Genomic DNA, 22050 nt, shown 5'->3' on the forward strand with positions numbered 1-22050 from the left:
ACGCGAGCCTGTGTGGACATGTGGCGGATCGATCCGGTCCGCCGCTCGCGGACGGACCGCAGGCTGCGAGGCGCAAGATGACTGAATGCTCTCGATCGAGCTGCATGCTGATGCCGGCCCTGCCACACACGGCCGGGAAGGCGCGGCAGTACGTGCGATGGCTGCTCAATGCATGGAAGCTGCCTTCGATGGTGGAGACCGTCGAGCTGCTGGTCAGCGAGCTGGTGGCGAATGCCATCAACGCGACCGGCGTTACCGAGGTACCGGAAGACATCAACCGGCTCGTCGGCAAGGCGCAGCCCATCTACGTCTGCATCTCGGTACGGCCTGAGGCCGTGCTGATCGAGGTCTGGGATTCCAGCAGCACGCTGCCGCTACAGCGTGCGGCAGCGGACGACGAAGAGAACGGCCGCGGGCTGGTGCTCGTGCAAGCGCTGTCGAAGGAGTGGGGCTGCGTCCTCCTACCGACGGGCGGAAAGATCGTCTGGTGCGAGTGCCTGATCGAGGGGTCGGCATGAGGACACGGCGGAAGAGCTACGAAGAGGTCGCGGACGTCATCCGTGATCGGATCGCACGTGGCGATTGGCGGCCTCGGAGCCAGCTTCCTTCTCAAGCGAAGATGGCCGAGGAGTTCGGCGTATCGAGCAGCACGGTTTCCGACGCCATCGCCCATCTCCGGAAGCGCGGGTACGTCTGGACGCTGCCGCACAAGGGCAGCTACGCGCGGCCAGCTGAGGACTGGCGCGAGGAGTCCTCGTGAATCCGCGCGAGGAGCGGCTACAGCGCTCGCTGGCGGAGTTCTACGCCATGCTCGACAACATGCGGTTCACTGGCGCCTCTCAGGTCGTCGAGGTTCAGCAGCTCAAGGTCCTGGTCGGCAAGTATCCGGAGCAAGCACGGCGCTTCCTCGCCGATCAGGACGAGCGGCGACGCCCAGAGTGATACGACTGCCATGGCCGCGCAGTGCGAGAGACGCGTAGTGAGAGGAGCCCGGTGAGCCCACGAGAGACCGCATGGGGCGCGTACGCGCAGATTGCCGAGGTCCTGCGGCAGCGCATCAGCGGCGGAGAGCTCGTGCCCGGTTCTCCGATGCCTTCCGAAGCGGCCTTGTGCGATGAGTTCGCCGTTGTTCGTAACACCGTCCGTCGTGCTCTCGCCGCTTTGGAGGATGAGGGACTGATCGAGACACTTCCGGGCAAGGGGCGTGTCGTGCGTGGCGAGGCACCGACGCAGTATGAGTACCGCCGCATCGCTGCGGAACTACGGGAGCGGATCGAGGGCGGTGACCTGGCAGTCGGCGACGCCCTGCCGAGTGAGGCCGCGATCGTCGAGACGTACGGGGTCGCACGAGGCACCGCGCGCCAGGCGCTCGCCGCCCTTGAGCAAGATGGCCTGATCGAGGCGCGGCATGGCAAGGGGCGCTTCGTTCGTAGACGTCCGTAGACGCCTCGCCCGCGTCCGTGGACGTCCCTGAGTCACCACGTAGCGTCGGAGACATGAGACAAGCCGACTGGGCCGAAGAGATCGCTCGCAAGCTCCTCGAAGTGCCGCTTCCCCGTCGTTGGGCACACAGTCAAGGCGTTGCCCGGCAGGCCCGGAGCCTCGCGCCAATCCTCGGCGATGACGCCGATCTCCTCGAAGCCGCCGCGTGGCTGCACGACGTCGGCTACTCCCCTGACCTTGTGGACACCGGCCTGCACTCTCTCGACGGCGCCCGTCACCTTCGGGACGTCGAGCACGCCGACGACGCGTTGTGCAGCCTCGTCGCCTACCACTCTTGCGCCATCAACGAAGCCAGCGAACGTGGTCTGATCGCCGAGTTGACCAGCGAATTCAAGCCTGCTGATCCGTTCTTCTCCGACGCCCTGACCTACTGCGACATGACCACGACGCCGGACGGGGAACCCATCGAGGTAGAGGACCGTCTTGCCGAGATCCAGTCACGATATGGCGCCGACCATCTCGTGGCGCGCTCGATAAGGCGCTCGTCACCGCACATCGTCGGATCCGTTCGGGCGATCGAAAGAGCTCAGGCCGAGGCGCCGATCAGCTGATCTCCGGAGCGGTCTGCCCGGAGAGGTAACGCTCGACGCGCAGCCGCATCGAGCGGTCCATCGTGTAGCCGCGGACGTCATCTGGCGCGACCCAGCGCACTTCGCTCGACTCGCTGCTCGGTGTCGGTGTGCCACCGACCGGCCGAGCCGTCAGGACGATTGAGAACTCCTGTCGGACCTCGTCGTTACTCGTGTAGTGCATGACGTGCTTCGGGTCGGTGTAGATGCCGACGAGGCCGGTTATCTCGCAGTCGATCCCGGTCTCTTCCTTCGTCTCCCGGACGGCTGCCTGTGCGAGCGATTCGCCGAGATCGATGGCACCCCCAGGGACCGCCCAGTTGTCGTTGTCGGTGCGGCGGATGAGCAGGATCTCGCCCTGGGCGTTGGCGACGACGACGTTGACCGACGGGACGATGCTGTTTGCGGCCGGCGCGTCGGGGTCGTCGTAGTAGTCGATCCGTCGCCCCAACGTCACGCCTCCGGTATCGGTGTCGCGCCGTCCCAGACGCGCTCGAAGCTTTCGAGGTAGGTGTTCACGATGTCGCCGCCAGCAACCTTACGAAGGTAGAGAACCGGCGCGCGCGGCGCGGTCACGCCATAGACGTGCGTGTTGACCAGCAACTCGTCGTCGGCCCGGTAAATCGAGTTGTACAAGATCGTCTTGTGGAAGCGAAATTCGATGCCCTCGACGGTGCGCAGCGGCCGGTACATGACGAGGGCGTTGCGGATCTTGGCCGCCATGGCGTCGTCCACGCCCTCGTCGGCGCCACGTTGTGCCACTTCAGGGCTGTCCGGGTCGCCGAGCAGGATGCGCACTCGTACGCCTGCCCGTGCCTTCTCCATAAGGATCTTCTGTATGCCGCCATCTTCGGAGAGGAAGAGGCCGGCGTAGACAAGGATCCCGATCTCGCGCTCGGCCCGTGAGAACAGACGTCCCCATCCGTCCCGCGGCACGGCCGTACGCTGCGGATAGACGGTGATGAGCTCGCTCTGAGATGCCGCGGTGACCTGCTCATTCGAGAGCGCTTCGGGCCACAGGTAGGTCTCGTCCACGCCGAGGCGCGTTGCCACTGCATAGCGGTGTCGACGGTACGGCGTGCGTCCCTTACTGATCCAGCGCTCAACGGTCTTCTCATCGACGTCGATCGCCTCGGCGAGTGCGGCAACGGTGATTCCCTGCTCTAGCAGGACCGCTCGTAGCCGTTCGTTCGCCATCTACCCGACCGGATCGCAGGACGTCTTGGGACGCCAACACCCTAGTCAGGACGTCATGAACACGTCCAGTCATGTAGGTGCTCGTCACGGCTGATCGGCGCATCCTCGATGGCGTAAGGAAATCCCGATAAGCCAGAGCCACCGTTCCGGCGAACAACCCAGACCTTGACAGGTGCTAAGACGTCGCACTGTAATCGTGCACATGACTAGTCCTGTTCACTTCTTAGGTGGTGCCGGGACGTGGGCTCGGAGAGGAGCCCTCGATGCATCTTCGCCCCCTCCCCCTGGACGACTGGCAGCGCCAGTGCCCGTGCGGGGCGCGCTCGGAGTACCGGTTCGGCCTGTGCCGCAAGTGCCGTGCCCGCGCCGCTTGGTTCCGCCGTACCGCCCGCGCTCGGCGCGATACCCGCGTCCGTCGCATCTTCCGCCGCGACGCCGAGGCGGTGAGCCGGTGATGGCCATCGTGATCGCCGGACTCGCCCTCGTCCTCGCCGCCACGGCGCTCGTACTCATCGGCCTCGTCATCGTCGGTACTCATCGCGAGGCGCCCTGGGCCGGACTGGACTCCGCCGCCCCCACGCCGCTCGCCGCCTTCGCTCGCTCCGTCCTCGGCGTACACGTCCGCAAGCCCGACACCGACCACACCCGCGGCAACGACCTCCAGGCGGTCGGCTCCGACCGTCGCGAGCCCGTTCCCCTGGCCCGATCGGAAGGAAGGTGATCTCCGCTTGGCGCTGTCCGTCTCGCTCGTCATCGTGCTCGGCGCGCTGGTCTACGGCCTGTACCGCTACGCCGGCCTCCGCGCCTGGCACGCCATCGTCTGCACGCTCTTCGGCTTCTACCTCGCCTCGACCTCTCTCGCGCCGCAGATCCGCCAAGGCGTCCGGTCCTTCGCTCATTTCCTGTCCGGCATCAAGATCTGAGAGGACCCCCGTGACCACGCCCCCAACGAACGCCGACCGTGACTGGTGGGTCATGGCAGGGATGAGCGTCGCCGCCGCCTCCGCAGCCATCGCCAGCTTCTCCGGGCTGCAAGGGCTGGCGCACATCGCCGGCTGGCCTTCACGGCTGTCGTGGCTGCTGCCCGTCACCCTGGACGCCTACGCGATGACCTCGGCGCGTGTATGGCTGGCCATCTCGACGCGGTCGGCCGCCGCTCGGCGCTTCGCCCGCTTCAACGCCTTGGGCGCCATCGCGGCCAGCATCGCGGGCAACGCGACGTACCACGCAGCCCGTACCGGACTCCTGTCGGTGTCCTGGCCCATCGTCGTCCTCGTGGGCGCCGTCCCCGCCGCCGTCCTCGGGCTCACCGCTCACCTTCACGCTCTGCAGGGACGGATCGAAGCCGCCGCCGAGGACCGGACCGGCGACCGCGACCGGCACTCCCGCCGTACTCGCCGCAAGCGCCACCGCCGGTACCGGACCGAGGACGAACTGATCCACGCCGCCCGCGCGGCCGACGCGCGGCACCGGGAAGTCAACGACGGCCGCCCCATCACCCGTGACGCGCTCCGAACGACGCTGCGCGTCAGCAACGCCCGCGCCACCGAACTCCGACGCCAACTGATCGAGAAAGGCACCGCCGATGAGCAAGCCGACCTATGACCCATACGCCCTGGTTGACCTCCTCATGAAGGAGCTGGCCCGCCAGGGCGTCAAGACCCGCTACACGCTCGTCCAGCTCGGCGACGCCGTGCCGGCCGCCGAGGCGCTGCTGTCCGCGCTCGGTGTGAGGCCCGCCGCGCCGCTCCCCAAGGACGTCCCCGACCGAAAGGAGGTGCCGGACTGCCCATGACACGCCCTCAACGGGCTCCACGCCCGACCCTCGACCTCAACGCTGTCCGTACTCACCTGCACGAAGCACGATCCGCGCGCGTACCCGTCGCGCTGTGGGTCGCCGTCGCCGACCTCCCGATGCTCATCGCCGAGGTCGAACGTCTCCGGTCCCTGCTCGCACTCGCCCGCGCCCAGTACGCCGCTCTGCTCGCCGCTGCCCGCGCCACCGTCGCCGCCGAACGAGACGGCGAGGGTGACCCGCTGCTCTATCTCCGGGACGAACTGGACGAGCACGGCCAGCTTCCGGACGAGGACCTGCACGCCGCCGAACTCCTCGCCCTCGTCGACCTTCGGGAGGGCGGCCGATGAGGCAGCGCTACCCGACTCGCCGACGCCGGTGGGGCCGCTCCGAGCCCATGCCGCTGTACGTCGTCACGGACGACCGCCAGGCGGGCGAGGCCATCGCAGTACTCACCCGATGGCTGTTCCGCTACCGCTCCGAACTGGCGCCCCTCACCACGGCGCTGTTCCTCGCCGGAACCGCAGCGTTCCTCCACCACGGCCACCGCGGACTCTGGCCAGACGTCCTCGCGCTCACCGTCGTTGCCGTAGCCGTCATCGTGGCGAGCGGTAAGCGCTGGCTCGATCCAGGCATCGAGCGCGCCTACGCCGCCGTCGTCGCAATCGCTGCTGGGGGATGGCTCGCCACGGCGACCGCGCACGGACCGACCTCACCGCCGCTCCCCGGCCTGCTCGTCGCCGCCACTCTCATCTGCGGCGCGCCGTGGTGGTCGCACCGCCGACGCCGTTCCCGCGTCCGCATCGAACGCACCGTGAACGCCTGGCCCGACCTCGCCGAGACGATCGGTCTTGCCGGATCACGCGTCCTGTCCGCCGTCGTCGACCTGTGGGGCTGGCGCGCCCGTCTGGCCCTCAAGCGCGGTCAGACCGTCACCGACGTCATCAGCAGACTCCCGGCGATCGAATCCGGTCTCGGTACGCGCCCCGGATCCGTCCGTGTCGAACCTGACCCCACTCGCGCGGATCACTGCGTCTTGCATGTCCTCGAAAAGGACCCGCACGCCCGTCCGATCCCCTGGCCCGCGCCGACCGGCACGAGCGTCGCCGACGCCGTGGAACTCGGCGTCTTCGAGGACGCCACACCCGTGCGGGTCAGGCTCCTGCATCGGCATGCCCTCGTCGCTGGCATCGCCGGATCCGGCAAGAGCGGAATCCTCAACGTCATCCTCGCCGCCCTCACCGCCTACCCGGACGTGGTGATCTGGGGCATCGACCTCAAGGGCGGGATGGAACTCCAGCCCTGGGCGTCCTGCCTTGACCGGATCGCCACAGACCCGCGTCAGACCGCCGAACTCCTCGCCGACGCCGTCACCGTCCTCGACGCCCGCGCGGTCACCCTGACCCGCCAGGGCGCTCGCCTGTGGATACCGACTCCGGAAGAGCCAGCGCTGATCATCGTGGCCGACGAGTACGCCGAACTCGCCGACGAGTCGCCCGACGCGATGGCTCATGCGGACTCGATCGCCCGCCGAGGCCGTGCCGTCGCCGTAACGCTCCTCGCCGCCACGCAACGCCCGACACAGGCCGCCATGGGCAAGGGCGCCGTCCGTTCCCAGATGGACATCCGCATCTGTCTCCGCGTCCGCGAACGCCGCGACACCGATCTCATCCTCGGCCAGGGCGCCCACACCGCGGGCTGGCACGCTCACACCCTCGACGCGCCCGGCAAGTTCCTTATCTCCGCACCGGGCTTCGACGTCCCTCGCCGAGCCCGTGCCTACCTGCTCACCGACGAGCGCGTACGCGCCACCACCCGCGCCCACCGCAACCGCCGCCCCCGTCTCGACGCCCTGTCCGCGGACGCCATCGCCCACACGACCACCGAGGTAGAGGTGATCGACGCCGAGATCATCACCGACGACCCCGAACAGGCTTTCTGGACGGCACTGCTCGAAGCGCCCGATGAAGGGCTGTCTGTCTCCCAGCTCATGAAGATCACCGGCATGGGCCGCACCTGGGTCTACAGCCGACTCCAAGAGCACGCCCACGCAGGACGCGTCCAGCAGGTCTCCCGAGGCCGCTGGCGCGCCGCCCAACGTCCGTGACCACTCGTTCGTCCGCGTCCTCGTGCGCGCCTGCGCGCGTAGAGCCGCACAACGTCCGGACGTCCGCGCGGACGAACGACCCACGAAAGGAGGTGATCGCCACGACGACCGCACCTGACACGCCGCTCCTCTACACGCTCCCCGAAGCCGCCGCACTCCTTCGAATCAGCAGGACGAAGCTCTATGAACTCCTCACCGCGAACGAGATCGAATCCGTCTACATCGGCCGAAGCCGCAAGATCCCCGCCACAGCGCTCAACGCCTACGTCAACCGTCTCCGCACCACAGGAAAGGAGTGATCAGCTTGGCCGACAAATCGAGTAAGCCGAAGGGCAGAACGAAGCCCACACGGGCGCCCGATGGCCGCTCGACCATCTACGAGGGCAGCGATGGCCGCTGGCACGGCCGCGTCACGATGGGCGTGAAGAACGACGGCAGCCCCGACCGGCGCCACGTCACCGCCAAGACCGAAAGGGAGGTGACGAAGAAAGTCCGCGAACTGGAAGCCAAGCGCGACGCCGGAAAGGTCGACAAGCCTGGTCGTCCACCGACTGTGGAAAAGTGGATGACGTACTGGCTCACGACCGTACTGCCGCTCAAGCAGACGGCGCCGAACACGATCAGCGCGTACTGGTCGGACTGCCGAAACTGGATCTTCCCCAACATCGGCCGTCACCGGATCGATCGATGCCAGCCCGAACATCTCGAAGCGCTCTACTCGAAAATGTTCGCCGCCGGCAAGAAGCCGAGCCACGTCCGCAAGGTCCACGCGATCATCTCCAGCGCCTACAGCGTCGCGGTACGACGGCAACGCGTCGGCCGGAATCCCGCCGAACTCGTCCAGCCGCCCCGGCTCGACAATCCCGAGCTGAAGTCCCTCACCCGCGACGAGGCGCGAAAGGTCCTCGCCGAGGCTCAGCAGCGTCCCAACGGGGCGCGCTGGTCGGTCGGGCTGTCCTGTGGCCTCCGTCAGGGCGAGGTCCTGGGGCTGCGCTGGCAGTACCTCGTCGCGACCTGCCTCGGCTGCGATCACAGTGGGTCGGTGATCGGCTGGTGGGTCACCGACTCGCCGAAGTGCCCGAGGTGCGGTGACGACCGCTACCGCGCCGAGGCGCGAGTGTGGTTTCAGCTCCAGCGGACCACATGGCAGCACGGCTGCGACGATCCCGCCGAATGCACGAAGGACAAGCACCGCCACCCCTGCCCCGACGACTGCCCGAAGGCCAAGCGGACGTCCGGCCGCCGCCACAAGTGCGTCCCCGAGGACGCCAAGGACCTCTGTCCGAAGAACTGCGTCAAGCACGCGTCCACGTGCCCGAAGCGCACAGGCGGAGGGTTGGTCTTCCGGTCGATCAAGGAACGCCGGAAGAAGACGATCGCTCTCGCCGACGAGTTGGTAGAGGTCCTCCGCCATCACTTCGCCTGGCAGGAGCGGCAGCGCCAGCGAGCCGGCAGCGTCTGGGAGGGACACGATCTCGTGTTCTGCCAGCCGAACGGCCGCCCGATCGACCCGCGCCGCGACTGGGACGCCTGGGCGGATCTCCTCCGCGCCGCCGGCCTCCCGCACTACCGCGTCCACGCCGCCCGCCACACGGCCGCGACACTCCTCCTCGAACAGGGCGTAGCCCTCGCCGTGGTTCAAGAGATCCTGGGCCACTCCGACATTCGCGTCACCCGCGGCTATACCCACGTCGCCTCACCCCTGGTCCACGACGCCGCGCAGCGCATCGGACGCGCGCTCTTCACGGCGAATGAGACCGAGAATGAGACCAGGAACGACGAAGGGCGCCTCTCCGAGGGAGAGACGCCCACGTCACAGACGAGCCGCCTGTCGGAATCGAACCGACGACCTATTCATTACGAGTGAATCGCTCTGCCGACTGAGCTAAGGCGGCCTGCCACACACCGTGTGACGCGATGAGTCTACCGGGTTCTCCGGGCTCCTCGTACACCCATATCAGTGGCACATGGTGTTCTTCCTCGGTGGAGTCCCGGTGAGCAGGTAGCGGTCGACGGCCGTGGTGATGCAGGGGTTGCCCTGGAGGTAGGCGGTGTGGCCGTCGCCGTCGAGGCTGAGCAGGACGCCGGACTTCAGCTGTGCGGCCAGGCCCTGGGCCCACTTGTACGGCGTGGCGGGGTCGCGGGTGGTGCCGACGACGACGATGGGCTTCGCGCCGTTGGCGGCGAAGGCCCGGGGCTTGGTGTTGTCCTGGACGGGCCAGTAGGCGCACGGCAGGGTGCCCCAGACCACGAACTGGCCGAAGAGCGGGGCTTCCTTCTTGGCGCGGGCTGCCTGGTCCTTCCAGGCATTGAGGTCGCGGTCGTACGGCTTGTCGATGCAGTTGATGGCCATGTTGGCCTCGGTCTGGTTCGAGTAGGACCCGTCCTTGTTGCGCTCGATGAGGAGGTCGCCGAGGCGGAGGAGGGTGGTGCCGTCGTTCTGGTCGATGGCGCTCCTCAGGGCCAGTTTCAACACCGGCCAGGTCTGCTTGTTGTAGAGCGCGGCGGCGACGCCGAGTTCGACCATGGAGCCGTCGACGACGCGGCCGTCCTTGAGGCCGTTGTAGAGCGGCTTCTTCCTCGCCTCGTCGAACAGCCGGCCGAGCCGGTCGAGGGCCTCGTCGGTGCTGCCGCTGCCGAGGGGGCAGTCCTTGGTCTTGACGCAGTCGTCGGCGAACGCCCTGGTGGCGGTGTCGAAGCCCTTGGCCTGCTCGATGTTGATCTCGTCGGCGCTGAGCTTGGGGTCGATGGCGCCGTCGAGGACGAGGGCGCGGACGTGCTTGGGGAACTCCTGGGCGTAGTACGCGCCGAGGTAGGTGCCGTACGAGGCGCCGTAGTAGGTGAGGCCCTTGTCGCCGAGGGCGGCGCGCAGGACGTCGATGTCGCGGGCGGCGTTGGCGGTGCCGACGTACGGGAGCAGCGTGGGGATGCGGGTCTTGCACTCGTCGGCCCACATCTTGCTGACGTCGACGAGGTTGTTCAGCTCGGCCTGGTCGGTGGGCGAGGTGTCGGCTTCGAAGAACCGGTCGAGTTGCTTGCCGGTCAGGCAGCGGACCGCGGGACGGCTCTGGCCGACGCCGCGCGGGTCGAAGCCGACGATGTCGAAGTTGCGTCGCAGGTCGGCGCCGAACGAGCGGGCGGAGCCGCGAGCGAACTCGACGCCGGAGCCGCCGGGGCCGCCGGGGTTGAGGACGAGCGATCCCTTGCGCTGGCCGCCCTCGGCGGGCAGGCGGATCACCGCGAGACCGAGGGAGCGGCCGGTCGGGTGGGCGTAGTCGAGGGGGACCCGGATGCTGCCGCACTGGAATCCGCCGCCGCAGTCCCGCCAGGAGATCCGCTGGCCGTAGACGGGCGTGCTGCCGCTCGGCGTGGGGGCCGACGCCGTGGACTTCGGGGCGTCCGTGCAGGCCGTCACCACGATCGCGGCCGCCGCCAGCACGGAGACCGTACGGAACTTGTTCACGCCGTCACCGTTCTCGTCGCTGTTCAGTGTCCCTGGCAGCGTACGCGGATCGGGCCTTGTTTTCGCTACTCAGCGTACGGGTGAGTCATCCCAGAGTGTCGCCATAGCGCTGGTCGTGCTGTTTGCGGGGTGAGCAGACGGACGCGGACGGGCAGGCGCAGCGGCCGCCGCCGTCGAGCCGTACGGCGACCGTGTCGGAGGGGACGTTGCGGCCGACGACCTGGCCGGGGCCGGACTCGGTCTGCACGCGCGCGCCGAGGCGGGGCATGCGCTGGTGCGCCTCGACGTACAGCGGGTGCTCGTACTTCAGGCAGCACATGAGCCGCCCGCAGGCGCCGGCGATGCGCAGCGGGTTGACCGGGAGGTCCTGCTCCTTGGCCATCCGCACCGAGACGGGCTCGAAGTCCTTGAGGAAGGTGGCGCAGCACAGGTCGCGGCCGCAGGGGCCGATGCCGCCCTGCAGGCGCGCCTCGTCGCGCGGGCCGACCTGGCGCAGCTCGACGCGGGCCTTCATCGCGCGGGCGAGGTCGCGGACGAGCGCGCGGAAGTCGACGCGGTGCGGCGCGGTGAAGTAGATCTTGTAGACGTTGTCCTGGTCGAGGTAGTCGACGCCGATGACCTTCATCGGGAGCTCGTGCTTGCGGATGAGCCGCTTGGCGATGGACCGCGACTCCGCGCGCCGTCGCCGGTTCGCCTCGTCGCGGGCGAGGTGCTCCTCGTCGGCGATGCCGGCGCAGACCGGCAGGTCGACGTCTTCGGAGACGTACTGCGGGGCCCAGATGCACTCGGCGACCTCGGCGCCGGCGTCGGTGGGGACGAGCACCTTGTCGCCGACCTTCGGGGAGTACGGACCGGGGTCGAGGTAGTAGAGACGTCCGTACCGCGTGAAGCTGACGGCCATCATCATGCCCATGACTCGCTCCGTCCGCCGGGGGGTCGACCTGCCCGTCAGCCTACGCGCAACCGGTATCGCTCCGTCGTGAGGGAGATCACAATCGTTCAGGCGGACAGTACGGAGCGCGCCGCCGCGAGGGCCTGGCCCCGGTACGAGCGGCCGAACAGGACGACGTGGACGAGCAGCGGATGCAGCTGGTGCAGCGGCACGCGCGCCCGCCAGCCGTCCGTGAGCGGGGCCGCCTCGTCGTACGCGGCGAGGATCCGCTCGAGCCCCGGCGCGCCGAACAGCGCCAGCATCGCCAGGTCGGTCTCGCGGTGCCCGGCGTGCGCGGCCGGGTCGACGAGCCAGGCCCGGTCGCGGCCCCACAGGACGTTGCCGGACCACAGGTCGCCGTGGATCCGCGCGGGCGGCTCGGCGGGGCCGACGGCGTCCGGTATCCGGGCGGCGGCGCGCTCGATCTCGGCCGCGTCACCGGCCGACAGCGCGCCGCGGTCCACCGCCATCCGGACGTACGGCAGGACGCGGCGTTCGGCGTACCACTCCGGCCAGGAGGGGCCGGTGGCGTTGTCCAGCGGCAGCTCGGCGATGTAGCCGCGCCACGGCGCGCCGTACGACTCGGCGCCCGCGCCGTGGAGGGCGGCCAGCTCCCGCCCGAACCGCTCGGCCGCCTCCGGCGTCGGCGCGGCCGTGTCGATCCAGGGCAGGACGAGGGTCGTCTCGTCGGCGTCGAGGACCTCGGGGACGGGGCCCGGCGCGTCGTCGCCGGCGACCCGCCGCCAGCCCTCCCCCAGCCAGCGCAGCCCCGCCGCCTCGGCCGCGAACAGCCCGTCGATGCGCCGCCGGGCCTCCTTCACGAAGACCCGGCGTCCGTCGGTGAGGGTGGCCCGCCGCAGCGACCACTCGTGGCTCGTCCCGAGGTCGGTGACCTCGGCGACGGGGGTGCCGAGGAGCCGGTCCATGTCAGCCGGCGTCCTTGAGCCGCCCGCGTACGTGGTCGAGCAGGCCCGGGACGGCCGCCTCGATCTGCTCGCGGACCTCCTCGAAGGCGGAGTTGCGGCTGTAGTACGGGTCGGCGACGTCCAGGTGCCGCGCGTCCGGATCGAACTCGCGCAGCAGCCGGATCTTGCCTGTGGCCTCCTCGTCCGGCGCGAGGTACCGCAGGTCGCTCTGGTGCCCCTGGTCCAGCGCGATGATCAGGTCGTACCGGTCGAACCAGGCGGCCTCGAACTGCCGTGCCCGGTGGGCGGAGGTGTACCCGGCGCGGCGCAGCGTGGCGACCGCGCGCTCGTCGGCGGGGTCGCCGACGTGCCAGTGCCCCGTGCCGGAGCTGTCGACCTCGACGTCGAGGCCCTCCTCTTCGACGTGGCGGCGGAAGATGTGCTCGGCCATCGGGGAGCGGCAGATGTTGCCCGTGCAGACGAACGTGACGCGGTACGGCATGCGGAAAGACTATTCAGCGCCCGCCGATTCGGCATCCACAGCTTGTGGACGAGCCCTCCGATCGCGGCAACCGAAAACGCGCTTCGGGAGTCTCAGGTTCAGCGCTTCGGCTGCTGTCGGACCGGCCGTTCCATCCCAGCCGCGAGCGGAGAAGGGAAACGCTGGGATGTCCGTGGACATGGGATTCCAGATCGTGCCGCCGCCGGAGCCGGCGAAGAAGCCCCGCAGGAGCATCACCCCGATCGTCATCGGCGTCATCGGCGCCGTCCTGGTGGGGATGGTGCTCACCCTCCTCGTGTCGAGCTTCTGGACCCTGGCGGTCGAGGCCGGCGGGTCGTGCGGAACGAGCAGCGAGGGGATCTCACACGGGCCGTGCCCCCGCGGCACGGCCTGGATGCTGCCGGTCTCGATCATTTCGCTGTTCGTCGTGGTGCCGGCCGCGCTGCTCGGGCTGGCGAAGATCGGGTCCCGCCGGGTCGGCTGTCTCGGCGCCGTCGTCCTCGCCCTGGTGGGGATCTTTCCGGGGCTGGCCGTCTTCCGCTGGTCGCACGGCAGGACGCTCGCCGCGGTGTGGCAGGCGCCGCCCGACCGGCCGGCCACGGTCGAGGGCCTCGGCGGCTGGCTCTCCGGAACGACGGTGGTCCGCGCCCGCTTCGACCGCCTCGTCGGCTACGACGTCGCCACCGGCGCCGTCCGCTGGACGTACACGGTGCCCGGACGCGACGTCCTGTGCGCGATGAGCCGTACGGCCGCCGACGGCATCGGCCTGATCGCGCACGGCGCCGAGACACAGCCGTGTGACCGGGTCACGGCCGTCGACCTGACCACCGGCCGCGTCCTGTGGGAGCACGCCGTGCCCGCCGCCGGCATCGCGTCGTCGGTCAGCGCGGACGTCATCGCGGTCACGGACGGCATGGCGGTGATCCAGACCCCGCAGGTGCTCATGGCCGTACGGCTGCGCGAGGGCACGCCCCTCTGGCAGGACAGGGCGGCCGACCGGTGCCGCCTGGCGACCGTCGCCGCCGGGCACGACCAGGTCCTGACCACGGTGTCGTGCTTCCAGCAGGTGCCCCGGATCCGGGCCCTGGACGCCGCGACCGGGCACGTCCGGTGGACGACCAAGGCCCCGATCCAGAGCGACGCCGCCAACATCCGGCCGCTGTCGGCGGACCCCGCGGTCCTCTGGATCCAGGAGGGCGGGCAGCGCGGCGTCAACGTCGTGGCCTCCTTCGACGAGACCGGCCGGGCGCAGGCGACGATCCCGGTCGACGACGGACAGCGGCGGCTGGACCTCGGCGACCACACGTTCCGCGCGACGCCCGCCCGCAACATCGTCCTGCGGGACGGCCTTCTCGTCGCCAAGGCGCAGCTGCCCGGCGGCAGGTACCGCGTGGTCGGCTACGGCCTGGCCGACGGCCGGCCGCGCTGGTCGACCAAGGTCGGCGACTTCGCCGCGATGCAGGCCGAGCCCGGTCGCGTCCACCTCCTCGGCGACGCCACCTGGCACCCCGGTCTGTGGGCGCTGTCCCTGCGTGACGGGAAGCTGAGCTACGTCGGCCTCCCCCGCATCGCGGACCCCGACGACGACCCGCTCTTCTACTCCACCGGGAACCGCTACGTCGTCCTCGCCGAGCGGGCGACCAATCCGGGCGACGCCCCGGTCGCCGTCTTCCGCGCCCGCTGACGCGGCCTTGGACGATCACGGCCCCCCACGCCGCGGGTGGGCCGTGCTCATCCGCCGGCCGTGCTCATCCGCCGCTCGTGCTCGACCACCGGGCGGGGCGCGGTTTTGCGGAAGGAACGCCGGGAATGTACTTTCCAAAATGGAAAGAGGATTCCAGACGGAAGGAGAGTCGTCGTGAACGCTACGCCGCAGGATCTGGAGCAGCTTCGTCGACAGCGCGCCACGCTGGCCGAGCGGATCCGGCTGCCCTGGTGGTACCTGACAGTGGCCGCGGTGATGATGGCGACGGTGATGACCGCCCCGTTCCTCTCGGAGTACTTCTCGCCGGTGGTGAGTGAGTGGGCGGCGCTCGTACCCCTGCTGGTGATGATCGGCCTTGATCGGCTCTGGTCTCGCACGACCGGCGTGAAACTCCCCCGCCGGATGACACGGAGCTACCCGTCGGTCCGGCCGATCCGATGGGTTACGCTCGCCGTGGCGATCGTCGGGTACGTCACGGAGCGCCTGCTCCTCGCTCATGGTCAGACGGCGCTCGCGGTCGTCGTGGTCGTCATCATGGCGGCCGTAACCGTGGGCCTCCTCGTACGCCGGACCGCCGCGGTCCGGAAGGACATCACCGAAGGGCGGGCGACCTCACGATGAACCGCCCCGAGGGTCGCGGACGGCCGGACGAGCTCATTCATCCCATGACCCGGTTGTCGATCTGCGGAGTGCTCGCGGCCGGCGCGGAGTGGGTGGAGTTCGCGGTCGTTCGCGACACCGTGGGGATCAGTGATTCGGTCTTGTCGAAACACTCCCGCGTGCTTGAGGACGCCGGCTACCTGGAGGTGCGCAAGGGCGCGGTCGGGCGCCGCCCACGCACGTGGTTCCGGCTCACGCCCAAGGGCCGTACCGCCTTCACCGATCACCTCACCTGGCTGCAGAACCTCGCCCAGGCACCCGACCGGCCCGCCCCCGCCCCACAGGACGCGTAGCCACGGCGCGGGCGAGGCCACCACGCCGACGGCGACGTGGACCGAGACGGCGGTGTGGACCGACCGGACGGCGTCGTAGAACGGACGGCGACGTGGATCGGGACGGCGTCGTAGAACGGACGGCGACGTGAACCGGACGGCGGCGATCGGCTCGCGCCGAGGGCGGCGGGGTCAGCCGGTGCGCAGGGCCATCGCCATGGCCTCGACCGCAAGCTGGGGATTGACGTTCGCCTCCAGGCGCTCCCGGCAGACCATGATGGCCTCGAGGCGGCGGAGCGTGGCCTCCGGCGGCCCGGACACCGACCGCAGCTCCCGGGCCCGGTCGGCGTTGACCAGCTCGACTCCGGCGCCGAGCTGGACGACGAGCAGGTCACGGTAGTACGAGGCCAGGTCGAGGAGCGCGCGATCGAGCGCGTCGCGCTTCATCCGGGTCGTTCGTGACTTCTGCCGGTCCTCCAGCTCCTTCAGGGCTCCCGCCGTGCCGCGCGGCATGCGGCCCTTGGCGCTCTCGCCGAGCGCCTGGCGCAGCGCCGCGGTCTCCTCCGCGTCGAGGCTCGCGCCGAGCTCCTTGGCCTCGGCCTCCGCGGCCTTCACGAGCGCCTCGGCGGCCTCGACGGCGGGCCCGACCCCGTTCAGCCGGCCCGGAATCGCCAGCACCTCGGCCCGGCGACGGCGCGCCTGCTCGTCGGTGGCCAGGCGCTTCGCCCGCCCGACATGGCCCTGCGCGGCCCGGGCCGCCACGGCGGCGACGTCCGGGTCGATCCCGTCCCGGAGCACGAGGACGTCGGCGACCGCCCGCGCGGGCGGCGTCCGCAGTGTCACGAGCCGGCAGCGGGACCGGATCGTCACGACCAGGTCGTCCGGCGACGGCGCGCACAGCAGCCAGACCGTACGGGCCGGGGGCTCCTCGATGGCCTTGAGCAGGGCGTTCGCGGCCTGCTCGGTGGACCGGTCGGCGTCCTCGAACAGCACGATCCGCCACCGCCCGCCGGTCGGCGAGGAGGCGGCCCGCAGCACCAGCGCGCGGGTCTCCCGGACGCCGTACGAGAGGCCGGCGGGACGGACGACCTCGACGTCGGCGTGGCTGCCGGACAGCACCTGGTGGCAGGACGCGCAGTGCCCGCACCCCTGGTCGGGGCACAGCAGCGCGGCGGCGAACGCCCGGGCGGCCGTCGAACGGCCCGATCCGGGCGGTCCCGTGAACAGCCACGCGTGCGTCATGCCGCCACCGCCCGTACCGGCCAGGGCCCGGGCTCCGGCGGCCGCGGCGGAGCGCAGCTGCTCGATGACGGGCTCCTGCCCGACCAGGTCGTCGTACACCGTCACGCGTCGATCTCCTCCAGCCCCATGGCGCCTTCGATGCTATGGCCTGACGCGAGCATCCGCCGCCCGAGCCGGCGACTCGGTGACGTGAGGAGGACCGTTCCTCCGCCGTGCCGCCACCGTGGTCACCTGACCGCCGCCGTGGTCACCTTGCCGCCGCGTTGACCGACGGATGACCGGTTCGCCCGGACCGCGGCGTCACCATCGACGTCACGGTGGCCGGTCCCTCCGGCCCGGCCGCCTCCCGCCGGGGCCCCGCCGCGACGCGGCCGGGCACCGTCCTGCGGCCGGTCCGCTGCTGCGGGCTCGGGTACCGCGCGGGGCGACGCAGGACGGAGGGGTCAGTCGGTGATGACCGGCATCGTGCTCGTGACGGCCTCGGCGGTGGCCGGGACGGGGTCCGGCAGGATGGCGCGGACCCGGTCGCGGATCTGCCGGGTGATGTCCTCCTGCGGCTGCGCGGCGTCGATCACGAGGTAGCGGTGCGGTTCGGCCTCGGCGAGGGCGCGGAAGCCGCGGCGTACGCGCTCGTGGAACTCCCGGGGCTCGGACTCGATCCGGTCGGCCGGGGAGGCGAAGCGGTTCAGTCCGACCTCGGACGGCACGTCCAGGACGATGGTCAGGTCGGGGGTGAGCCCGCCGGTGGCCCAGCGGTTCACCTCGGCGATGTCCTTGACCTTCAGCTCGCGTCCGGCGCCCTGGTAGGCGAGGGAGGAGTCGACGTACCGGTCGGTGACGACGATCGCGCCGCGTTCCAGCGCCGGCCGGATGACCTCGGCGACGTGCTGCGCGCGGTCCGCGGCGTACAGCATCGTCTCGGCGCGGGCGGACAGGCCGGAGGTCTCCTTGTCGAGCAGCAGCGCGCGCAGCCGCATGCCGATCTTCGTGGAGCCGGGCTCGCGGGTCGTGACGACGTCGAAGCCCTGGTCGCGGAGCCAGATCGCCAGGAGCCGGGCCTGCGTGGTCTTCCCGGCGCCCTCCCCGCCCTCGAACGCGAGGAACACACCGCGCTCCCCGTGCCCCGGCTCCTCGGGGACGTACTCCTCGCCGCGCAGCGCCGCCATCAGGTCCCGCGACAGCGGGATGCCCTTGCGGTCGTCCATCTGCCGGTAGGCGAGGAGGCCCACGATGACGGCGACCACGGCGCCGAGCAGCAGCACGGCGTTCGGGCCGTCGAAGTGGTAGACGGCGTCCGCGACCTTGATCCGGTGCTCGCCGACCGCGCCCGCGATGAACGGCACCGCGGCGACCGTGAGCAGCAGCACGACCCGTACCAGCGACTGCAGGAACGCCCACGTACGGCCGCGCAGGCTGTCCTCGACCTCCAGGCCGACCAGCGTGTAGCCGACCACCCAGGCGATGCCGGCGCCCGCCCCGAGCAGCGCGGTCAGCAGCGCCACGATGACGAGGTTCTCGATGACGGCGATCAGCACGAGGGCGACACCGGCCCCGATGATCGCCAGGCCGAACAGCCGGCGGCGGCTGAAGTCCTTCAGGATGCGGGGGGCCAGGAACATCCCGACCGCCATGCCCACGAACACCATGCCGAAGACGACACCGTACGCGGCGTCGCCTCCGCCCAGGGCCTTGACGTAGACCTTGGCGATGCCGATCACGGCGCCGCCCGCGGCGAACGCGCCGACGATCCCGACCGTCAGGCCGCGCACCATCGGCGTCGAGCCGACGAACCGCCAGCCGGCGACGATCTGCTTGAGGACCGACGGGACCGAGACCTTGCCGTCCTGCCGGGGGATCTCGCGCAGCGAGAAGATCGTGACCGCGGAGACCAGGAACGTCACCGCGTTGATGTACAGCGCGAGGTTCGCCTGCTGCCGGTGCGTCGAGAAGACCACCCCGGAGATCAGCGCCAGCACCGAGAACGTCGCCGCCGCCACCGGCGCCGAGCCGTACGTCGAGATGAGGCTGATCTGGTTGGCCCGCTCCAGCCGGTCCTTGGGCACCAGGTTCGGGACCGTGGCCTCCTTGGCCGGGATCCAGAACAACGTCACGACCTCGACCAGGAAGGTCGCGACGTACAGCCAGTCGAGCCGGCCGACGATCGGGATCGACAGGAACAGGCTGAACCGCAGGATGTCCGCGATCACCATCGTGGTGCGGCGGTCGAAGCGGTCGGCCACCGCCCCGGCCAGCGGCCCGAAGACCAGCGCCGGCAGCAGTTTGACGACGAGGACGCCGCCGATCGCGTAGTTCTCCGCCGACCCCTTGGTCAGCGAGCCGGCCAGCGCGGTCAGCGCCAGAATGCTGAGCCAATCGCCGAAACTCGACAACGACAGGGCGATCCAGAGCCGACGGAACGGCTTGATCGACAGCACGCCGGAAGAGCTGCCCGTTCTGGTCATTGTGTCAGCGTATCCACCTGAGAGCGTCAGGACCGAGACTTCGCGGTACGCCGCTTGGCGGGCTTCTTCCCGCCGCCCGCGGCGACCTTCTCGCGGCGCTCGGCGAGCAGTTCGAGCGCCCGCTGCATGGTGATCGACTCGATCTCGTCGCCCTTGCGCAGGCTGGCGTTGGTCTCGCCGTCCGTCACGTACGGGCCGAAGCGCCCTTCCTTGATGACGATCTTGCTGCCGGTCCCCGGGTCGTCGCCCAGCTCGCGCAGCGGCGGCGCGGCGGCGGCCCGGCCGCGCCCGCGCTGCTTCGGCTGCGCGAAGATCTCCTTGGCCTCCTCGATGGTGACCGTGAAGAGCTGGTCCTCGCTCTGCAGCGACCGGCTGTCGGTGCCCTTCTTCAGGTACGGGCCGAACCGGCCGTTCTGCGCGGTGACCGGCTCGCCGTCCAGCTCGCCGACGACGCGGGGCAGCGACAGGAGCTTGAGCGCGTCCTCGAACGTCACGGTCTCCGGCGACATGGTCTTGAACAGCGACGCCGTACGCGGCTTGGCGCTCTTTGGAGCGTCATCCGGGAGGATCTCGGTGACGAACGGGCCGAACCGGCCGGTCTTCACCACGATCGGGTGGCCGCTCTCCGGGTCGACGCCCAGCTCGCGCTCGCCGCTCGGCTGCGCGAACAGCTCCTCGGCCTTCTCCTTCGTCAGCTCGTCGGGCGCGATGTCCTCGGGGATGTTCACCCGCTGGCCGTCGCGGTCGAGGTACGGTCCGTAGCGCCCGACCCGGACCACGATGTCGCTGTCGGGAAGCGGGAAGGAGCTGACCTCCTTGGCGTCGATCTCGTCGAGGTGGCTGACGAGCTCCTTGAGACCGGTCCGGTCCTCGCCGAAGTAGAACCGCTGCAGCCACCGGACCCGCTCGGCCTCGCCACGCGAGATGGCGTCCAGCCCGTCCTCCATGCGCGCGGTGAAGTCGTAGTCGACGAGCTCGCCGAAGTGCTTCTCCATCAGGTTCACGACGGCGAACGCCAGGAAGGACGGCACCAGCGCGGTGCCCTTCTTGAAGACGTACCCGCGATCCAGGATCGTCCCGATGATGCTGGCGTACGTGGACGGCCGGCCGATCTCTCGATCTTCCAGCTCCTTGACCAGGCTCGCCTCGGTGTACCGGGCCGGCGGCCGGGTCGAGTGACCCTCGGCGCCGAGCTCGGTCGCGGTCAGCGGGTCGTCCTCCTCCAGCTGCGGCAGGCGGCGCTCCTGGTCGTCGCGGTCCGACGACGGGTCGTCCGCGCCCTCGACGTACGCCTTGAGGAAGCCGTAGAAGGTGATGATCTTTCCGGAGGCGCCGAACTCGGCCCGCTCGCCGGTCGTGGACTCGCCGCCGACGCGCACCGACACCGACTGCCCGGTGGCGTCCTTCATCTGGCTGGCGACCGTGCGCTTCCAGATCAGCTCGTACAGCTTGAACTGGTCGCCGGACAGGCCCGTCTCACCGGGCGTGCGGAAGGTCTCGCCGGCCGGGCGGATCGCCTCGTGCGCCTCCTGGGCGTTCTTCACCTTGCTCTGGTACACGCGCGGCTTGTCGGGGATGTAGTCGGCGCCGTACAGCGCCTTCGCCTGCTGCCGCGCGGCGTTGATGGCGATCTCCGACAGCGTGATGCTGTCGGTACGCATGTAGGTGATGAAACCGTTCTCGTACAGCCGCTGCGCGATCTGCATCGTGTACTTCGCCGAGAAGCCCAGCTTGCGGCTGGCCTCCTGCTGCAGCGTCGTCGTACGGAACGGGGCGTACGGGCTGCGGCGGTACGGCTTGCGCTCCACGGACGTGACGGCGTACGGCCGGTCGCGCAGGCGCTCGGCGAGACCCCGTGCGGCGGCCTCGTCGAGGTGCAGGACGTCCTTGCTCTTCAGCGTGCCCTGCGCGGTGAAGTCACGGCCCTGCGCGACGCGCTTGCCGTCGAGGGAGACGAGGGTGGCCGCGAAGGCAGAGGGTTCTTCCGGCTTACCGGTGTCGAAGGTGGCCGACAGGTCCCAGTAGTGCGCCGGGACGAACGCGATGCGCTCACGCTCGCGCTCGACGACGAGGCGGGTCGCGACGCTCTGCACCCGGCCCGCCGACAGCTTCGGCATGACCTTCTTCCACAGGACCGGGCTGACCTCGTAGCCGTACAACCGGTCGAGGATGCGCCGGGTCTCCTGTGCGTCGACGAGCTTGAGGTTCAGCTCGCGGGGGCTCTCCGCGGCGGCACGGATGGCGTCCTTGGTGATCTCGTGGAACACCATCCGGCGCACGGGCACCTTCGGCTTCAAAACCTCGCGCAGGTGCCAGGCGATGGCCTCGCCCTCGCGGTCCTCATCCGTCGCGAGGTAGAGCTCGTCGGCCTCCTGCAGCAGCTTCTTGAGCTTGGCGACCTGCTGCTTCTTGTCGGCGTTGACGACGTACAGCGGTTCGAAGCCGTGGTCGACGTTCACGCCAAGGCGAGCCCAGATTTCACCCTTGTACTTCGAGGGAATATCAGCGGCTTTCTCCGGCAAATCACGGATGTGGCCGATACTGGACTCCACGACGTAGCCACGGCCGAGATAACCCGCGATCGTCTTGGCCTTGGCGGGCGACTCGACGATCACCAGGCGGTTGCGGCTGGACCTCGTTGTGCCGTTGCTGTCGGGCACGGTGCTTGAACCTCACAAATCTCGACTGCGGCGGGAGTCGTCAAGTGCCACCCCGAAGCCGGTCGACCTGGGACGTC

26 protein-coding genes and 1 tRNA gene are annotated in these 22050 nt (G+C 69.9%); 17 read left to right on the forward strand and 10 right to left on the reverse strand.

Translation table 11 applies throughout. From position 1 onward, the window contains the following. Positions 1-104: 104 nt before the first annotated feature. From NDW01_RS07560 to NDW01_RS07580, 5 genes are read left to right on the forward strand one after another with little or no spacing between them, the layout of a single operon-like run. A complete protein-coding gene (locus tag NDW01_RS07560; RefSeq protein WP_252818081.1) occupies positions 105-518 on the forward strand; it encodes an ATP-binding protein in 414 nt (137 codons plus the stop codon). Further along, entirely contained in the window at positions 515-760 is a 246-nt protein-coding gene (locus tag NDW01_RS07565) for a winged helix-turn-helix domain-containing protein (protein WP_252818083.1), read from the forward strand. Before NDW01_RS07560 ends, NDW01_RS07565 begins: the two co-directional genes overlap by 4 nt. Continuing rightward, the gene (locus tag NDW01_RS07570) at positions 757-942 is read left to right on the forward strand and encodes a hypothetical protein (RefSeq protein ID WP_252818086.1); all 186 of its coding nucleotides are present in this window, start codon (positions 757-759) and stop codon (positions 940-942) included. Before NDW01_RS07565 ends, NDW01_RS07570 begins: the two co-directional genes overlap by 4 nt. 51 nt (positions 943-993) lie before the next feature. Further along, positions 994-1443, forward strand: coding sequence for a GntR family transcriptional regulator (locus tag NDW01_RS07575; protein WP_252818089.1), 450 nt, complete (start codon positions 994-996; stop codon positions 1441-1443). Between the two features lie 53 nt (positions 1444-1496). Next, on the forward strand, positions 1497-2054 hold the full coding sequence (locus NDW01_RS07580) for an HD domain-containing protein (RefSeq protein WP_256511085.1): 558 nt from the start codon (positions 1497-1499) through the stop codon (positions 2052-2054). Here NDW01_RS07580 and NDW01_RS07585 read toward each other — a convergent pair. Both NDW01_RS07585 and NDW01_RS07590 read right to left on the reverse strand, forming a co-directional pair. Then, positions 2047-2523, reverse strand: a complete 477-nt coding sequence (locus NDW01_RS07585) for an NUDIX domain-containing protein (protein WP_252818759.1) — start codon at positions 2521-2523, stop codon at positions 2047-2049. The genes NDW01_RS07580 and NDW01_RS07585 overlap by 8 nt on opposite strands. A 2-nt stretch (positions 2524-2525) precedes the next feature. After that, positions 2526-3269 carry an XRE family transcriptional regulator gene (locus tag NDW01_RS07590; protein WP_252818092.1) on the reverse strand — a complete coding sequence of 248 codons (744 nt, stop codon included), beginning with the start codon at positions 3267-3269 and terminating at the stop codon, positions 2526-2528. 263 nt (positions 3270-3532) lie between these two features. On the opposite strand from NDW01_RS07590, the gene NDW01_RS07595 reads away from it, so the two are divergent. The 9 genes from NDW01_RS07595 to NDW01_RS44270 all read left to right on the forward strand — a co-directional run bounded on the left by NDW01_RS07595 (position 3533) and on the right by NDW01_RS44270 (position 9038). Next, entirely contained in the window at positions 3533-3724 is a 192-nt protein-coding gene (locus NDW01_RS07595) for a hypothetical protein (protein WP_252818094.1), read from the forward strand. Next, positions 3724-3990, forward strand: coding sequence for a hypothetical protein (locus NDW01_RS07600; protein ID WP_252818098.1), 267 nt, complete (start codon positions 3724-3726; stop codon positions 3988-3990). The genes NDW01_RS07595 and NDW01_RS07600 overlap by 1 nt, the downstream gene beginning before the upstream one ends. A 7-nt stretch (positions 3991-3997) precedes the next feature. After that, positions 3998-4192: a hypothetical protein gene (locus NDW01_RS07605; protein WP_252818101.1), complete on the forward strand. Its 195-nt coding sequence runs from the start codon at positions 3998-4000 to the stop codon at positions 4190-4192. 10 nt (positions 4193-4202) lie between these two features. Then, positions 4203-4874 carry a DUF2637 domain-containing protein gene (locus NDW01_RS07610; protein WP_252818103.1) on the forward strand — a complete coding sequence of 224 codons (672 nt, stop codon included), beginning with the start codon at positions 4203-4205 and terminating at the stop codon, positions 4872-4874. Beyond that, complete coding sequence (locus tag NDW01_RS07615) at positions 4855-5064, forward strand: hypothetical protein (RefSeq protein WP_252818106.1); 210 nt, start codon at positions 4855-4857, stop codon at positions 5062-5064. The genes NDW01_RS07610 and NDW01_RS07615 overlap by 20 nt, the downstream gene beginning before the upstream one ends. After that, positions 5061-5414, forward strand: a complete 354-nt coding sequence (locus NDW01_RS07620) for a hypothetical protein (RefSeq protein WP_252782108.1) — start codon at positions 5061-5063, stop codon at positions 5412-5414. Before NDW01_RS07615 ends, NDW01_RS07620 begins: the two co-directional genes overlap by 4 nt. Next, a complete protein-coding gene (locus NDW01_RS07625) occupies positions 5411-7171 on the forward strand; it encodes an FtsK/SpoIIIE domain-containing protein (protein ID WP_252818109.1) in 1761 nt (586 codons plus the stop codon). Before NDW01_RS07620 ends, NDW01_RS07625 begins: the two co-directional genes overlap by 4 nt. Before the next feature lie 92 nt (positions 7172-7263). Beyond that, entirely contained in the window at positions 7264-7470 is a 207-nt protein-coding gene (locus NDW01_RS43715) for a helix-turn-helix domain-containing protein (RefSeq protein ID WP_252818112.1), read from the forward strand. A 425-nt stretch (positions 7471-7895) separates the two neighbouring features. After that, the gene (locus NDW01_RS44270) at positions 7896-9038 is read left to right on the forward strand and encodes a tyrosine-type recombinase/integrase (RefSeq protein ID WP_406567704.1); all 1143 of its coding nucleotides are present in this window, start codon (positions 7896-7898) and stop codon (positions 9036-9038) included. On the opposite strand, the gene NDW01_RS07640 is transcribed toward NDW01_RS44270, so the two are convergent. The 5 genes from NDW01_RS07640 to NDW01_RS07660 form a co-directional block, all read right to left on the reverse strand. Further along, positions 8994-9066 (reverse strand) — tRNA-Thr (locus NDW01_RS07640). The two genes, NDW01_RS44270 and NDW01_RS07640, sit on opposite strands and share 45 nt — an antisense overlap. A 62-nt stretch (positions 9067-9128) precedes the next feature. Then, positions 9129-10634: an alpha/beta hydrolase gene (locus tag NDW01_RS07645; protein ID WP_252818117.1), complete on the reverse strand. Its 1506-nt coding sequence runs from the start codon at positions 10632-10634 to the stop codon at positions 9129-9131. A gap of 85 nt (positions 10635-10719) precedes the next feature. Further along, positions 10720-11547 carry a PSP1 domain-containing protein gene (locus tag NDW01_RS07650; protein ID WP_252818119.1) on the reverse strand — a complete coding sequence of 276 codons (828 nt, stop codon included), beginning with the start codon at positions 11545-11547 and terminating at the stop codon, positions 10720-10722. Positions 11548-11633: 86 nt separating this feature from the next. After that, the gene (locus tag NDW01_RS07655; protein ID WP_252818121.1) at positions 11634-12491 is read right to left on the reverse strand and encodes a fructosamine kinase family protein; all 858 of its coding nucleotides are present in this window, start codon (positions 12489-12491) and stop codon (positions 11634-11636) included. A gap of 1 nt (position 12492) precedes the next feature. Beyond that, positions 12493-12972: a low molecular weight protein-tyrosine-phosphatase gene (locus tag NDW01_RS07660; protein ID WP_252818124.1), complete on the reverse strand. Its 480-nt coding sequence runs from the start codon at positions 12970-12972 to the stop codon at positions 12493-12495. A gap of 166 nt (positions 12973-13138) precedes the next feature. On the opposite strand from NDW01_RS07660, the gene NDW01_RS07665 reads away from it, so the two are divergent. The 3 genes from NDW01_RS07665 to NDW01_RS07675 all read left to right on the forward strand — a co-directional run bounded on the left by NDW01_RS07665 (position 13139) and on the right by NDW01_RS07675 (position 15630). Next, on the forward strand, positions 13139-14656 hold the full coding sequence (locus tag NDW01_RS07665; RefSeq protein ID WP_252818127.1) for an outer membrane protein assembly factor BamB family protein: 1518 nt from the start codon (positions 13139-13141) through the stop codon (positions 14654-14656). A gap of 174 nt (positions 14657-14830) precedes the next feature. Continuing rightward, entirely contained in the window at positions 14831-15298 is a 468-nt protein-coding gene (locus NDW01_RS07670; protein ID WP_252818132.1) for a hypothetical protein, read from the forward strand. Between the two features lie 44 nt (positions 15299-15342). Beyond that, complete coding sequence (locus NDW01_RS07675; RefSeq protein ID WP_252818134.1) at positions 15343-15630, forward strand: winged helix-turn-helix domain-containing protein; 288 nt, start codon at positions 15343-15345, stop codon at positions 15628-15630. 171 nt (positions 15631-15801) lie between these two features. On the opposite strand, the gene NDW01_RS07680 is transcribed toward NDW01_RS07675, so the two are convergent. The 3 genes from NDW01_RS07680 to topA all read right to left on the reverse strand — a co-directional run bounded on the left by NDW01_RS07680 (position 15802) and on the right by topA (position 21973). Beyond that, on the reverse strand, positions 15802-16956 hold the full coding sequence (locus tag NDW01_RS07680; protein ID WP_252818137.1) for a DNA polymerase III subunit delta': 1155 nt from the start codon (positions 16954-16956) through the stop codon (positions 15802-15804). 338 nt (positions 16957-17294) lie between these two features. After that, the gene (gene tmk, locus NDW01_RS07685) at positions 17295-19313 is read right to left on the reverse strand and encodes a dTMP kinase (protein WP_252818139.1); all 2019 of its coding nucleotides are present in this window, start codon (positions 19311-19313) and stop codon (positions 17295-17297) included. A gap of 26 nt (positions 19314-19339) precedes the next feature. Next, complete coding sequence (gene topA / locus NDW01_RS07690) at positions 19340-21973, reverse strand: type I DNA topoisomerase (RefSeq protein WP_252818142.1); 2634 nt, start codon at positions 21971-21973, stop codon at positions 19340-19342. Between the last annotated feature and the right edge of the window lie 77 nt (positions 21974-22050).

This window comes from Actinoallomurus soli (assembly GCF_024055715.1).
Classification (GTDB): Bacteria; Actinomycetota; Actinomycetes; order Streptosporangiales; family Streptosporangiaceae; genus Actinoallomurus; species Actinoallomurus soli.

Bases quoted from the DNA above. Each gene is read 5' to 3' on its own strand.
- NDW01_RS07560 (WP_252818081.1), top strand. From the start codon at position 105: ATGCTGATGCCGGCCCTGCCACACACGGCCGGGAAGGCGCGGCAGTAC.
- NDW01_RS07565 (WP_252818083.1), top strand. From the start codon at position 515: ATGAGGACACGGCGGAAGAGCTACGAAGAGGTCGCGGACGTCATCCGT.
- NDW01_RS07580 (WP_256511085.1), top strand. From the start codon at position 1,497: ATGAGACAAGCCGACTGGGCCGAAGAGATCGCTCGCAAGCTCCTCGAA.
- NDW01_RS07590 (WP_252818092.1), bottom strand. From the start codon at position 3,269: ATGGCGAACGAACGGCTACGAGCGGTCCTGCTAGAGCAGGGAATCACC.
- NDW01_RS07595 (WP_252818094.1), top strand. From the start codon at position 3,533: ATGCATCTTCGCCCCCTCCCCCTGGACGACTGGCAGCGCCAGTGCCCG.
- NDW01_RS07600 (WP_252818098.1), top strand. From the start codon at position 3,724: ATGGCCATCGTGATCGCCGGACTCGCCCTCGTCCTCGCCGCCACGGCG.
- NDW01_RS07615 (WP_252818106.1), top strand. From the start codon at position 4,855: ATGAGCAAGCCGACCTATGACCCATACGCCCTGGTTGACCTCCTCATG.
- NDW01_RS07620 (WP_252782108.1), top strand. From the start codon at position 5,061: ATGACACGCCCTCAACGGGCTCCACGCCCGACCCTCGACCTCAACGCT.
- NDW01_RS07625 (WP_252818109.1), top strand. From the start codon at position 5,411: ATGAGGCAGCGCTACCCGACTCGCCGACGCCGGTGGGGCCGCTCCGAG.
- NDW01_RS44270 (WP_406567704.1), top strand. From the start codon at position 7,896: ATGTTCGCCGCCGGCAAGAAGCCGAGCCACGTCCGCAAGGTCCACGCG.
- NDW01_RS07650 (WP_252818119.1), bottom strand. From the start codon at position 11,547: ATGGGCATGATGATGGCCGTCAGCTTCACGCGGTACGGACGTCTCTAC.
- NDW01_RS07655 (WP_252818121.1), bottom strand. From the start codon at position 12,491: ATGGACCGGCTCCTCGGCACCCCCGTCGCCGAGGTCACCGACCTCGGG.
- NDW01_RS07660 (WP_252818124.1), bottom strand. From the start codon at position 12,972: ATGCCGTACCGCGTCACGTTCGTCTGCACGGGCAACATCTGCCGCTCC.
- NDW01_RS07665 (WP_252818127.1), top strand. From the start codon at position 13,139: ATGTCCGTGGACATGGGATTCCAGATCGTGCCGCCGCCGGAGCCGGCG.
- NDW01_RS07675 (WP_252818134.1), top strand. From the start codon at position 15,343: ATGACCCGGTTGTCGATCTGCGGAGTGCTCGCGGCCGGCGCGGAGTGG.
- tmk (WP_252818139.1), bottom strand. From the start codon at position 19,313: ATGACCAGAACGGGCAGCTCTTCCGGCGTGCTGTCGATCAAGCCGTTC.